This window comes from Acinetobacter nectaris CIP 110549 (assembly GCF_000488215.1).
Taxonomy (GTDB): Bacteria; Pseudomonadota; Gammaproteobacteria; order Pseudomonadales; family Moraxellaceae; genus Acinetobacter; species Acinetobacter nectaris.
This window is the reverse complement of the sequence record NZ_KI530712.1, coordinates 87,385-101,110: the sequence shown is the minus strand read 5'-3', so window position 1 is coordinate 101,110 and position 13,726 is coordinate 87,385. Positions and strand designations below refer to the sequence as shown.

General features: G+C 37.2%; 14 protein-coding genes and 2 tRNA genes. 8 read left to right on the top strand and 8 right to left on the bottom strand.

Going from position 1 to position 13,726, the window contains the following annotated elements; genetic code table 11:
- Positions 1-171: 171 nt before the first annotated feature.
- Complete coding sequence (locus P256_RS00585) at positions 172-780, bottom strand: LysE family translocator (RefSeq protein WP_023271725.1); 609 nt, start codon at positions 778-780, stop codon at positions 172-174.
- Between the two features lie 112 nt (positions 781-892).
- Between P256_RS00585 and P256_RS00580 the strand changes: the two genes are divergently transcribed.
- Both P256_RS00580 and P256_RS00575 read left to right on the top strand, forming a co-directional pair.
- Complete coding sequence (locus P256_RS00580; RefSeq protein ID WP_023271724.1) at positions 893-1,378, top strand: Lrp/AsnC family transcriptional regulator; 486 nt, start codon at positions 893-895, stop codon at positions 1,376-1,378.
- A gap of 16 nt (positions 1,379-1,394) precedes the next feature.
- Positions 1,395-1,988, top strand: a complete 594-nt coding sequence (locus P256_RS00575) for a GNAT family N-acetyltransferase (RefSeq protein WP_023271723.1) — start codon at positions 1,395-1,397, stop codon at positions 1,986-1,988.
- Here the strand turns inward: P256_RS00575 and P256_RS00570 are convergent, their stop codons facing one another.
- The 5 genes from P256_RS00570 to P256_RS00550 all read right to left on the bottom strand — a co-directional run bounded on the left by P256_RS00570 (position 1,989) and on the right by P256_RS00550 (position 6,812).
- A complete protein-coding gene (locus P256_RS00570) occupies positions 1,989-2,918 on the bottom strand; it encodes a tyrosine recombinase XerC (protein WP_023271722.1) in 930 nt (309 codons plus the stop codon).
- A gap of 62 nt (positions 2,919-2,980) precedes the next feature.
- On the bottom strand, positions 2,981-3,826 hold the full coding sequence (dapF, locus tag P256_RS00565) for a diaminopimelate epimerase (RefSeq protein WP_023271721.1): 846 nt from the start codon (positions 3,824-3,826) through the stop codon (positions 2,981-2,983).
- 3 nt (positions 3,827-3,829) lie between these two features.
- Positions 3,830-5,080: a diaminopimelate decarboxylase gene (gene lysA / locus P256_RS00560; protein ID WP_023271720.1), complete on the bottom strand. Its 1,251-nt coding sequence runs from the start codon at positions 5,078-5,080 to the stop codon at positions 3,830-3,832.
- Positions 5,081-5,097: 17 nt separating this feature from the next.
- Entirely contained in the window at positions 5,098-5,301 is a 204-nt protein-coding gene (locus P256_RS00555) for a hypothetical protein (protein ID WP_023271719.1), read from the bottom strand.
- Positions 5,302-5,408: 107 nt separating this feature from the next.
- Entirely contained in the window at positions 5,409-6,812 is a 1,404-nt protein-coding gene (locus P256_RS00550) for an amino acid permease (RefSeq protein ID WP_023271718.1), read from the bottom strand.
- 246 nt (positions 6,813-7,058) lie between these two features.
- Between P256_RS00550 and radA the strand changes: the two genes are divergently transcribed.
- Positions 7,059-8,441: a DNA repair protein RadA gene (radA, locus tag P256_RS00545; protein ID WP_023271717.1), complete on the top strand. Its 1,383-nt coding sequence runs from the start codon at positions 7,059-7,061 to the stop codon at positions 8,439-8,441.
- A 279-nt stretch (positions 8,442-8,720) separates the two neighbouring features.
- The gene (locus P256_RS00540) at positions 8,721-9,770 is read left to right on the top strand and encodes a Tim44 domain-containing protein (RefSeq protein ID WP_023271716.1); all 1,050 of its coding nucleotides are present in this window, start codon (positions 8,721-8,723) and stop codon (positions 9,768-9,770) included.
- Positions 9,771-9,825: 55 nt separating this feature from the next.
- Here P256_RS00540 and P256_RS00535 read toward each other — a convergent pair whose 3' ends face one another.
- Positions 9,826-10,227 carry a hypothetical protein gene (locus P256_RS00535; RefSeq protein ID WP_023271715.1) on the bottom strand — a complete coding sequence of 134 codons (402 nt, stop codon included), beginning with the start codon at positions 10,225-10,227 and terminating at the stop codon, positions 9,826-9,828.
- 284 nt (positions 10,228-10,511) lie between these two features.
- Positions 10,512-11,723 carry a S1C family serine protease gene (locus P256_RS00530; RefSeq protein WP_023271714.1) on the bottom strand — a complete coding sequence of 404 codons (1,212 nt, stop codon included), beginning with the start codon at positions 11,721-11,723 and terminating at the stop codon, positions 10,512-10,514.
- Between the two features lie 169 nt (positions 11,724-11,892).
- Between P256_RS00530 and P256_RS00525 the strand changes: the two genes are divergently transcribed.
- The 4 genes from P256_RS00525 (at position 11,893) to P256_RS00510 (ending at position 13,710) form a co-directional block, all read left to right on the top strand.
- The gene (locus P256_RS00525; RefSeq protein ID WP_023271713.1) at positions 11,893-12,651 is read left to right on the top strand and encodes a Nif3-like dinuclear metal center hexameric protein; all 759 of its coding nucleotides are present in this window, start codon (positions 11,893-11,895) and stop codon (positions 12,649-12,651) included.
- Between the two features lie 117 nt (positions 12,652-12,768).
- Positions 12,769-13,395, top strand: a complete 627-nt coding sequence (locus tag P256_RS00520) for a superoxide dismutase (RefSeq protein WP_023271712.1) — start codon at positions 12,769-12,771, stop codon at positions 13,393-13,395.
- 158 nt (positions 13,396-13,553) lie between these two features.
- Positions 13,554-13,629 (top strand) — tRNA-Asn (locus P256_RS00515).
- Positions 13,630-13,634: 5 nt separating this feature from the next.
- A tRNA-Asn gene (locus tag P256_RS00510) sits at positions 13,635-13,710 on the top strand.
- Positions 13,711-13,726: the final 16 nt, after the last annotated feature.

Below are 13,726 nucleotides of genomic sequence, written 5' to 3'. Positions count from 1 at the left end.
GACTTCAAAACCATTAAATATAAATTTTAAACATAATAAACAATATGTTAAATAAAATTTAATGGTTAGACTCTCAATAATTACATCAGTTTTTCTGATATAAAACATAAAAACAATTCAATGTATAAATATAAAATAAGTTATCTAAATCATTAAAGAAAGCAGTTTTATTTAATGTGCAATAAGCCATGTTGCAGCAAGCATAATCATTGTTCCTGAGCCAACATCAACCCATTTTTGCTTCGTTGCATCAAATTGCGTATGACGTACAAATTTTCCAATCAACATACTTAAACTTGAGTACACAACAAAACACAGCCCAATAAAAATAAAAGACAGACTTAACCCCTGCACCACTGTATTTCCATTTTGATGCATAAACTGCGGTAAAATTGCAAAGTAAATAAGCATTCCTTTAGGATTAAGAAGTGCTGTAAAAAAACCTTTTTTAATAGGACTCTTAACTACTTTTTTATTTAATTGAAGCTCTTTATTTTTTGAAAATGCTGTTTTAAACAACTGAAAAGCTAAAAACAACAAGTAGGCAACACCAATATAGCGAATAGCATCAAACAGTAAAGGATAAGAAATAATAATCGCAGATACTCCTAAAGCAACCAAAATAGAGTGAATCAGATAACCACAGCATACGCCAAGTGTTGCCATTACCCCTGCTTTTGCATCCTTACCTACAACTTGTGACAAGATAAAAATCATATCTGGGCCGGGTGTAAATACCAATGGAATTATTGTTAGCGTAAATAAAATTAAATCAGACATTTGCATTTCCCAGATTATTGCCTCTGAATGTGCGTATTATCTAAATTTCTTTATAAAATAGGCTTGCAAATATTCTATAATTATTCATATTTTTAGAATTATCTGTGAAAAAATGAAAGTTAAATCATCAAATATTTCAGTAAGCTTAGATAGAATCGATAAAAATATTATTCGACAGTTACAAGCAAATGGAAGAGTTCAAAATAACGACCTCGCCAAGCACGTTGGGCTCTCACCATCTTCTTGTTTACGGCGGGTTAAAATCTTAGAAGAAGCCAATATTATTCAAAGCTATACCACCCTTGTAGACCCTCAAAAGGTTGGCTTACAGCTCATTCTTTTTTCGCGTATTTGGCTCATTGGGCAAGATGCAGAAACTATCGACCTTTTTATTGAAGCAATGAAAGAGCTTCCACAAGTCATGGAGTGCTATATTATTTTAGGTGAGTGCGATGCTATGCTAAAAGTCGTTGTTCCTGATTTAGAAAGTTACCGCAAATTCCAGTCGGGACATCTCACCAAAAAAAATGGCATTACCAGTGTCAAAACTGACTTACCCAGCCAAATTATTAAACAGAGCTATCAACTTCCATTATAAAGTATAAGGATTCATCATGAGCTTCGTATCACCTATACAACTTCGTATGAACAATATTCGCATTGAGCCATTAGACTTTTCACATGAAGCAGGACTTATAGAAGCTTGTAAAGATGGTGAATTATGGAAGCTTAGAATTACATCAACACCCCATTTTACTCAAGTCAAAGAATACATTGAACTCGCCTTACAACAACGTGCAGCAGGCACACGCTTCCCCTTCGTTATTATTGATGAAACACAACAAAAAATTGTGGGTACAACCAGTTATCATGACATTTTAGCTGCTGTCAACCGTGTAGAAATTGGCTATACATGGTATGCAAAATCTGTCCAACGTACACATGTTAATACCACATGCAAACTACTTCTTATGAAACATGCCTTTGAAACATTGCAATGTCATGTTGTTGCACTACGTACAGATATTTTCAACCTAAAAAGTCAAAAAGCAATTGAACGACTAGGGGCAAAAAAAGATGGGGTCATTCGTGGCGATGCCTTGCGAAAAGATGGTACGATTCGAGATACCGTCATGTATAGCATCACTGCTGGTGAGTGGACAAACGTACACGCACATCTTTTAGATCTGTTATCACAACATCAATAACTAAGTGTCTGCTTTGACCTTTTGCGCACGTGGATGTGCTTGATCATATACCGAAGCCAATCGGTCAAAGTCTAAATGGGTATAAATTTGCGTTGTAGATAAATTACTATGACCAAGCATTTCTTGTACAGCACGTAAATCTCCACTACCCGACAATAAATGGCTTGCAAAACAATGTCGAAGTAAGTGCGGATGTAAATCGACATTTACACCAGCTCGCTGTGCTTGAAATTTCACACGCTTTTCAATTTGTCTTACACCCAAAGCTTCTCCACTATGTTGGGAAATAAATACAGCATCATCAGGCTTAAATTTTCCTTTCCAAAGCTGATAAATCTGTAACCATGCCAGAATTGCACTTTTTGCACTTTCACCAAATGGTACAATACGTGTTTTATTGCCTTTACCCGTAATACGAATCAATTTACGTTGAAAATCGATATCTTTAAAAGTTAATCCTTGAACCTCAGACAAACGAATACCACTTGAATACAACAGCTCTAACAGTGCTTTATCTCTGAGCCAAAGTTGATGCTGTACTTCACTCTTTGGTGCAGGCTGCTCTAAAATTTGAATAATCGTTTCAGGGTCGACCAACCCCGGCAATGGTCTTGCATGGCGTTTCAGTTGAAAGTCTTTGGTAATATTCTGAGAAATTAAATGGTTTTCACTCACCCACTTCATAAACTGTCGAATTGCACTAAGTTGACGTTGTAAACTACTCCGACCTAAACGACCCTGTTCAACTTTAAAAGTTAAAAACTCACGTAAATCCGATGTTTCAATTGCATAAATATCTAGCTTTTTTGCCTCACAAAACTTTAAGAAATCTGTGACATCTCTTGAGTATGCCTGAATTGTCTGTATAGATTGGTTCTGATTTCTACGCGAAATTAACCAATTTTCTAACCAATGCCATACTGTATCCACACGTACTTCCCTAACTCAAAGAAAAAGCACTGTAGAACAGTGCTTTTTTAAATGTATTTAACTTAACCTTGGAAATAGCGTAAGTCTAAACGCCCTTCATAAACGGTTGCTGTTGGACCTGTCATCCAAACAACACCGCCTTCTTTCCAAGCGATGTGCAAACGCCCACCTGCAAGCTCAATTTCAACCTCACTTGCAAGAAGACCACGGCGCATGGCACTCACTGCTGCTGCACATGCACCTGTACCGCATGCCAGTGTCTCACCAACACCTCGTTCAAATACACGCAAACGCGCATGCTTTTCATCTAAGATTTGCAAGAAACCTGCATTCACACGTTGAGGAAAACGCGCATGTCTTTCAATTTGTGGGCCAAGCAACGGTACATCTACATTAAGTACATCAGGAACAACCGTCACTGCATGTGGATTCCCCATATTCACCACATCAATTTTTACAATTAAGCCATCTGCCAATGACAAATCATAAAGCTCTTCCTGCTCTTCAGCTTCAAAAGGGATCTCATGCGGCAAGAATTTAGGCATCCCCATATTTACACGCACCCAACCATTCGGGCCAAGTTCAGGCTCTACAATACCCGACTTGGTTTGAACACGAATTTTGGTTTTACGTGTAAGCTGACGATCATGGACAAACTTCGCAAAGCAACGTACGCCATTACCACACTGTTCTACTTCTGAACCATCTGCATTATAAATGCGATATTTAAAGTCAACATTAGGTAAATCAGGTGCTTCAACAATAAGAAGCTGGTCAAAGCCGATGCCAAAATGCCGATCTGCTAATCGTTGAATGGTTAGAGTATCTAATTCAGCCTTTTGACTAATGAGATCAACCACCATGAAGTCATTACCAAGACCATGCATTTTTGTAAATTCAAGTAACACTTTTTATTCCTCAGGCAATAAACGTTCTCTTTCCCACAACGATTCAATCGTTTCACGCTCACGAATTAAATGCGCTTTATGGCCTTCTACCATCACCTCTGCAGCACGACCACGCGTATTATAATTTGAGCTCATGACAAAACCATATGCACCTGCTCCAAACACGGCAAGCGTATCGTTCTCTTTTAATGTAAGTTTACGGTCTTTTGCTAAAAAGTCACCTGTTTCGCAAATGGCGCCAACAATATCCCAAACTTTGGATTTCGACTTTTTAGGCTCAGTTACAGACTGAACATCCATCCACGCTTGGTACAATGACGGACGAATAAGGTCATTCATTGCAGCATCTACAATTGCAAAATTACGATGGCTCGTTGGCTTTAACAAATCTACTTTTGTTAAAAGTACACCTGCATTTGCACTAATGCTACGACCCGGCTCCATAAACACTTTTAAGCCTAATTTTTCTAAAGCAGGCTTTAATGCATGAGCAAACTCTTCTACAGTAGGTGGTGTTTCATCTTTATATACAACACCTAAACCACCACCAATATCAATATGCTTAAGTTCAATACCTAACTTTTTCAGTTCCTCAATCATCACCATTAAACGTGCTAAAGCATCTTCAAATGGTTGAGTTTCTGTTAGCTGTGAACCAATATGACAATCAATACCAATAATTTCTAGATGTGGTAACTGACTTGCATATGTATATGTTTCATATACAGCATCACTTTGAATACCAAATTTATTTTCTTTTAACCCTGTAGAAATATATGGATGCGTATTTGCATCTACATCAGGATTTACACGCAATGAAATTGGCGCTTTAACATTTAGTTTTGCTGCTACTTTTTCTATGCGGTCAAGTTCAGCATGTGACTCTACATTAAAACATGCAATACCAACCTCTAAAGCCTTTTGAATGTCTGCTTCAGATTTACCTAGGCCTGAGAAAACAACTTTTTTTGGATCGCCACCTGCTGCAAGTACACGTGCCAATTCACCACCTGTAACAATATCAAACCCTGCACCAAGCTTAGACAACACATTTAAAACCGCTAAATTAGAGTTTGATTTTACTGCATAGCAAATTTGATGGTCTATATAAGAAAATGCCTTATCTAGCTCATTATAGTGTTGTTCAAAAGCAGCTTTAGAATATACATATAACGGTGTACCAAACTCTTGTGCAACTTGCTCTAAAGAGCAGTGCTCAGCATGTAAAACCCCTTGAATGCGGTTAAATGTCATCATAAAATCCTTTAAAATTAATTTTTTGGTGTTGCCAATGGCTCAGAAGTGGCTGTAGAAGCTTCATCTGATTTCACATCACCTTGCTTGTTATGCCAAAGTAAATACTTAGGTCTTTTATCTAAATGTGGGTCATTCGTAAGCTGTAACGCACCCGGTTGACCACAGCCCGTTAAACTTGCAAATACCACTAAGCTCATTACGCCTATTAAACTGCGCATAACCTTACCTTTTTATCATCGTTCAATGCAGTATACATTGATGCAAAAAGCTTTTGAATCTTAGATTTTAGCTTTAGGGTCTTTTTCAAGACCCTAAAATGACAATATTATTTCTTTTTCTTCGGTTTTAAAAAGAAATAACCAATACATAAAATAATGAGCCACATTGGACTGACTTTTAATGCTTGGAATGTATCTGGCTCAAGTGACAGTACATATAACATAATGATAAAAAATAAAATGACAATCCAACAGGTAAATAGACCACCCGGCATTTTAAATTTAGATTGTGCATGGAGTTCTGGTCGTGTCTTATAGTAAACAATATAACTCCAAATAATCATTAACCAAACACAAATAAATAATACCGTTGAGAGTGTGGTTGCAAGTGTAAATGCTTTCACCGTATCAGGAACAAAATACTGTAATGCAGCACCACCAAGTAAGCACAATGCAGAGAAATAAAGCGCATTGGCAGGAACATGACGTGAGGTCAATTTTCCAAATAATTTTGGCCCTTGTCCTTCTCTAGATAAACCAAACAACATACGGCTCGTCGAAAAAACACCGCTATTCATTGATGACATTACGGATGAAAGTACCACCAAATTCATAATAATTGCGGCAGCAGCAATACCTGCTTGACTAAACAAGCCAACAAATGGGCTCATATTTGGATTGACATGATTCCACGGTGTTACCGACATTACAATCATGAGCGATACAACATAAAAAATAATGATACGCACAGGAATAGAATTGACTGCTTTTGGTAAATTACGTTCGGGGTCTTGCGTTTCGGCAGCTGTTGTTCCGACCAGTTCCACACCAACAAAAGCAAACATTGCAATTTGAAAGCCTGCTAAAAACCCATCTAAACCTTTAGGAAATAAACCACCATTACTCCATAAATGTGTAAATGAAGCAATATCACCAGAAGTTGATGTAAAGCCTGTAAATACCATCCACAAGCCCACGGCAATAAGCACAACAATTGCAATAATCTTTACAAGAGCAAACCAAAACTCCATTTCCCCAAAGAGCTTCACAGTAACTAAATTCAGTCCCATAATAAAAAAGATTGAGGCAACGCAGATAAGCGCACTTTCTTGAGGACTAAATGGCACACCATTATTAAAGAATTGCAAATAGTTAATAATCGCTGATAAGTCTGCAATACCTATTGATATCCAACACAACCAATATGTCCAGCCAATAAAGTAGCCTGCCCAAGGGCCTATCAGATCTGTCGTAATATCAATAAATGATTTATATTCTAAATTAGAGAGTAGTAACTCACCTAAAGCACGCATGACGAAAAATACCATCACACCAATAATCATATAAATGAATAAAATAGATGGGCCAGCCAAAGAAATAGTTTTTCCTGAACCCATAAAAAGTCCTGTTCCAATCGCACCACCAATTGCAATCAGTTGTAGATGCCGATTTGATAAACTTTTCTGTAATTCTCCGCTATGATGAGAACCATTAATATTCTGATTAGACATTATTTAATAGCTTTTAAAAACAATTGAGCAAACTTACCGTAATTTCATTAAAAAATAAAAATAAAATCACACTTCTTACTTAAATATTCCAAAAAAATCCTTATTTCACTCATAAAATTAGGAAATTCTAAAAAATCAACTTAAGTGAATACACCAGAGATAAAACTTAAACTTAAAAATTATCGAGCATTTTTCGTTATACTCTACACTTGAAAAAGCTGGGTAAAGATTGAGTAAAAAATTTATATGAGTAAAGTTAAAACCGTTTATCGCTGTGAACAATGTGGCTCAGATCATTCTAAATGGGCAGGACAATGTGGTGAGTGTGGCGAATGGAATAGCTTACTCGAGGTTCGTTTAGAAACAGCAACACCTCATCGTGCTCGTCCAAAGGTCAGTGGTGGCTACACAGGTCAGGCATCAAATGTTACAACCCTCAATCAAGTTTCCATTTCACAAGAGTCAAGGCTTGTTACGGGTATTAGTGAATTCGATAGAGTACTGGGTGGCGGACTAGTTACAGGTTCTGTCGTACTCATTGGCGGCGACCCAGGTATTGGTAAATCTACCATTTTATTACAGACCGCAACCTACATGGCAGATAGCCAGCGTTCTGCTTTATATGTAACAGGTGAAGAATCTTTATCTCAAGTTGCTCTACGTGCCCAACGACTAGATTTACCAACGACTCACCTTAAAGTAATGGCAGAAACGTGTGTAGAGCGCATCTGTGAAGTACTTGCACAAGAACGCCCTGCCGTTGCCATACTCGACTCCATTCAAACGCTTTATACAGAGACCTTACAGTCTGCACCCGGCGGTGTATCCCAAATTCGTGAGTCTGCGGCACTTCTTACTCGCTTTGCTAAAAATAGTGGTACAGCCCTTTTTATCGTGGGTCATGTCACTAAAGAAGGTGCGCTTGCAGGACCTCGTGTACTTGAACATATGGTAGATTGCGTTTTATATTTCGAGGGTCAATCAGACTCCCGCTATCGTATGATTCGCGCGGTAAAGAACCGTTTTGGCGCAGTCAATGAACTTGGCGTTTTTGGTATGACAGACAAAGGGCTTAAAGAGGTTTCGAATCCATCTGCTATTTTTCTTAGTCGTTATGATGAAGCCATTCCCGGCTCTATTGTAATGATTAGTCGTGAAGGAACTCGTCCACTTTTGGTTGAAGTACAAGCATTGGTTGATGATGCTCATGGACAAGCAAGACGAGTTTCTCTTGGATTAGACCAAAACCGACTTAATATGCTACTTGCTGTAATGCATCGACATGGTGGTATCCAAACCACAGGACAGGATGTATATGTAAATATTGTAGGTGGGTTAAAAATTACTGAAACAGGCTCTGACCTTGCCGTACTACTCGCATGTGCATCAAGTTTACGTGGCAAAGCATTACCTCAACAACTTGCTGTTTTTGGTGAGGTGGGACTTTCTGGCGAAATACGCCCAGTTCCTAATGGACAGGAAAGACTGAAAGAAGCGATAAAACATGGTTTTGAATATATTATTGTTCCAAGAGCAAATGCACCTCAAAAACCTATTCGTGGTGTAAAAGTGATTGCTGTTGCAAGATTACATGAAGCACTTGCCGAAGCACTTCAACTCGAAAAATAATATCAAAATTTTGTTGTTATCTATTGATGTAAATACAATAGAAATGCTGTATAGATACGCACAATTTCTACCGCTATCTATATGGCATAACAGAATCACTTCAGTTAAAACATATACTTTTATTTGCTAAACTATGACTATAGTTCTAATTAATAATAATATTTTCAAAATCTTGTTTCATTTTTACTAACAAAAATTACGATCAGCTATTGAATTTTCTTTACTTTGCCGTCATAAATATAACTTACTCACTTTAATTTTTAATTATAGGAAAAATTAATGAAATTACGCCAACGTGGCTTAGTTGCAAGTATTTTAATGGCAACTTTGGTGGTTTCACCGTTGGTCGATGCAAAACGTGCAGGCAATGGTAAAAGCCAAGGCATGCAACGTTCAATCGCACCAAGTCAGTCTAGTCAACAGCAACAACGTGTTAGACCACAGCCTAGCCCAAGTTACAACAACACAGCACCTCAACCACAGCAACAACAAGGTTCAGGTATTGGTAAGATGGTAGCTGCAGGTGCTGCAGGTGCTGCAGTCGGCGCGCTTGCAACACATGCTCTTGCAGATAATAACCATGCAGCTCCTGCCAATAATGGCAATGCTTCAAATACTGGTACTGCAAATGCAAACGATGCAACTGCAACACAGAATAATCAGCAACAACATGCTGAACAACCTGCAGAGAAAAAATCAGGTGGTTTACCATGGTTGTGGATTATCTTAATTGCAGGTGCAGGATTCTTCATTTTCCGTAAAATGAGCGCAAAAAAAAAATTAGAGAGTAATAATAATCCTTACTCACCAAACAATAATGGTGGTTCATCATTTGGTTCAAATTCGACAGCAGCGAATACATCAAATGACAATAACACCAATATTTTTGGACAAAATGTTGGCGGTGGAACAAATATGAATACTACTGAAGCTCCTTTCACAAGTAATGGTAATCAATTACCAGATGGTACTGAACAGGCTGCATTCTTACGCGTTGCTCGCCAGCGTTTCAACCACATTCAGTCAATCAACAGTGCAAAAAACATTGAAGAGATTCGCCGTTATCTTACAAATGATTTGTATAACTCTATGTACCAAGATGTTATGGCAAACCAAGAACAAGATGTTGCAGAGTTTGAGAACTTAACTGCAACGCTTGCAGATACCGCAACTGAAAATGGTCAATATATTGCAAGTGTACGCTTCACTGGTATGGTTTCAGAAGACCTTAATAGCTCTCCTAAACCATTCTCAGAAATCTGGCACTTTGTAAAACCTGTAAACTCACAACAAGATTGGCTTGTTGCAGGCATTCAGGTCGAAAATTAATCTTCCCATAAAAAAAGCCAGTCATATGACTGGCTTTTTTTATGGTTAAAATATTTTAAGAAGCTTGTGTACTATAAAATTGTAGAAAAAACTCTTCATCTTGTTGAGTAAAGTGATATTCACCTTCAAGTGCTTGCTGCTTATGCATACTTGTATTTAATATTGTCTTCTTATATTTCATAACATTATGAATATCGAATAGCTGAATATCAAATATATATGGGATATTTTCTTTTGATAACAGTTTTTTGATACGCGCGCAGTTCTTATGCCAGTTCGCAATATCACTATCATTAATTGATTTTAATTTGAGTAGAATCTTGTACTCTTTATCGACACACTCTACTTCCTGCTGCTCATTTACATAAAATGCTTTTAATGTTTCTGCACTTTTTGTAATTGCATAAGGATGGTTCAGAGTTGTTATTGTAAGTTGGTAGATTTGCTGATTAGACATGAGCTCACTATTTCCTAGATTTACATTGTAACTAATTTTTGTATTCGTATTTGTTTTACTTAAATGACGATCTACGTCATTTTTATATTTATAAATATTATCTAACTCTTAAATGAATAAAAGCATTTTTTATATTTCTTTACAAAAGAATAGACTAAAGTATTAATTTAACCTTAATTATATTTATTGTTTTGTAAACTGCGTCACAAAAATCAATATTAAGTTTTAGCTACATATAAATATATATGCTCATCATAACTGACGAGCATATATTAAAAGTTAGCTTAACGTGAAGATTTTGGCAAAGGAATATACTGTGAGGTGTTTCTTTGCGGTGCTCTTTCACCAACAACAACATCTAATGTTAAAGGCTGGTTATCCCGAATAATATCAACTTTTACAATCGTATTTGGTGCTTGCAATGCAACATAGTTAATGAGATGAGATGCCGAATTAATCGCTGTATTATTTACTTTTACAATCCGATCACCATGTTCAAGCCCAGCTTGTGCTGCTGGTCCATTTGGTAAAATACTTGCAATTACAACCCCATTTGGCACTGTATTCACATCATCATTATATGTTGGCGGCGCTAAACTCAGACCCAACCAACCTCTAATAACTTTTCCATCTTTCAAAATAGAATTAAAAACATGCTGACAAATTTTTGCAGGAATGGCAAAGCCAATCCCCAATGAACCACCTGACTGAGAGAAAATTGCAGTATTCACCCCAATCAAATTTCCTGCGACATCAATTAATGCACCACCTGAATTCCCCGGGTTAATTGCAGCATCTGTTTGAATAAAGTCTTCATAAGTATTAATACCTAAATCTGAACGACCAAGTGCAGAGATAATCCCTTGAGTCACAGTTTGACCTACTCCAAACGGATTACCAATAGCTAAAACAACATCACCTACTTCATTTCCACTCAATTTAAATGGTACAACAGGCAAATTGTTTAAATCTATTTTAATCACCGCCAAATCAGTATCCGGGTCTGTACCAACAACTGTTGCAACAGCACGGCGACCATCACTTAACCCAACAATAATCTTATCTGCCTGTGTTATGACATGATTATTCGTCAGAATATAACCATCTGAACGAACAATTACACCAGAGCCCAAATTATTTTCATTACGACTTTTTAACTCTGGAGATTGCCTATCAAAAAACTCTCGTAATGCATCTGCATTAGAAATATCCTTACTGTTTTTTCTTACTTTTTGCGTGGTAAAAATATTTACAACAGCAGGTGCTGCAGCTTTAACTGCACTACTATATGAATCAAATGCACCTGCCTTTGCATTAACTAATGGTTCTACTTTTTCAGCAGGCATTTTCACCCCATCAGAGGCAACGGGTGCTTGAGGCGCAACTTTTTTAGGTATAATTATATTATTTGTTTGATGTAGTCTTTGCCATCCAATAAAACCAACAATGACAAGAACAAGTAGCCCCCAAGGTAGCCATATCAATGCTTTACGCACGTTATTATTCCTCTGTAAAATACTTTAATTCATTGATGTAATGAAAAAATTATAGGTTATTGTAATCATTATTTTATTTAAAGACTTTAAAAGTTAACATGATTTTGTCTAGCTTTAGTTAATATATCATCATATTTTCATACATATAGCGCACTAATTTAGGATTTTTATGGCAAACCTCAATGATATTATTCAATGGTGTAATCAGACTTTAAAAACGAATGAATTTAAAGATTATGCACCCAATGGACTTCAAATTGAAGGCAAAAAAGAAGTAAAAAAAATACTCTGTGCTGTTACAGCATCACAAGATGCCATTGATGCATGTATTGCACATGATGCAGATGTACTTTTAGTTCACCATGGTTACTTTTGGAAAGGAGAAGCCTACCCTATTACAGGTATGCGTGGGCAAAGAATTAAAAAACTGATTCAGCATGATATTTCACTCATCGCATACCATCTGCCTTTAGACTCTCATCCAGTACTTGGTAATAATGCTGCTATAGCAGACCTACTTCAACTTGAAGATATTACACCACTTGATGCAACGGAAAAGCATCCAATTGGCAATATAGGTAGACTCCCACACCCCCTTTCGGCGCTAGAGTTCCAAACCCTATTACAAACAAGAATTAATCCCAACATCTTACACTTGCCTGCAAGTCGCGAAAAAATTCAACGCATCGGTTATTGCACAGGTGCAGCTCAAGACTTTATTAGTAAAGCCTCAGAAGAAATGTGTGATGCCTATATTTCGGGTGAAGTCAGTGAAAGAACTTTTTATGAAGCAAAAGAGTTAAATGTACATTACTTTGCATGTGGGCATCATGCAACGGAGCGTTATGGTGTACAACGACTTGGTAAAGCACTTGCTGAACAATTTGGAATCACATATCACTATTTCGAACAAGATAACCCTGTTTAAACATTTGAATATTTCTTTTTTTTACATACTATGTATACGATGACATGGATAACATGCATCTAAGATGTGAAATACGATAAAACTTTCTAACCCAGCATAATGCAAGGAATGAAAAACATGACAACCATTACTTTACCAGAATTACCTTACGGTTATGACGACTTAGCACCACACATTAGCCGTGAAACATTAGAGTTTCACCATGACAAACACCACAATACGTACGTTGTGAACTTAAATAAAGCCATTGAAGGTACTGACCTTGCAGGTAAAACGCTTGAGGAAATTATTGTTGCAACAGCAAAAGATACAGCTAAAGCAGGTGTGTTTAACAATGCTGCTCAAGTATGGAACCATACATTTTACTGGAACTGCTTAAAGAAAAATGGTGGTGGTCAACCTACTGGTGCAATTGCTGAGAAAATTAATGCAGCTTTTGGTTCTTACGAAAAATTTGCAGAAGAGTTTGCAAATGCGGCTGCAACACAGTTTGGTTCTGGTTGGGCTTGGTTAGTTGCAGATAAAATCAATGGCGATCTTTCAATTTTAAAAACAGCAAATGCAGACACACCGCTTGCACATGGTAAAGTTGCTGTACTTACAATTGATGTTTGGGAACATGCTTATTACATCGACTTCCGTAATGCACGTCCAAAATACATCTCTACTTTCCTAGAAAGCCTAGTAAACTGGGACTATGCAAATGCAAAACTTGCTGGTGAAGCAGCAGGCGTTGAAAAATAATTGATAAGGAATATCTCACAACTTTGTGGGATATTCCTATTTTTTGATTAAAATTATAACAAATACCATGCTTTAGATCACAAATAATACAAAAGAATCAAATTATTTCAATATATCCTTGACGAAGTTTTATATCACCCCTAGAATGCGCATCAGATTCTCCAATAGCTCAGTCGGTAGAGCGACGGACTGTTAATCCGCAGGTCCCTGGTTCGAGCCCAGGTTGGAGAGCCAGCTATTCTCCCATAGCTCAGTTGGTAGAGCGACGGACTGTTAATCCGCAGGTCCCTGGTTCGAGCCCAGGTGGGAGAGCCAAATACTAACCCTCAAA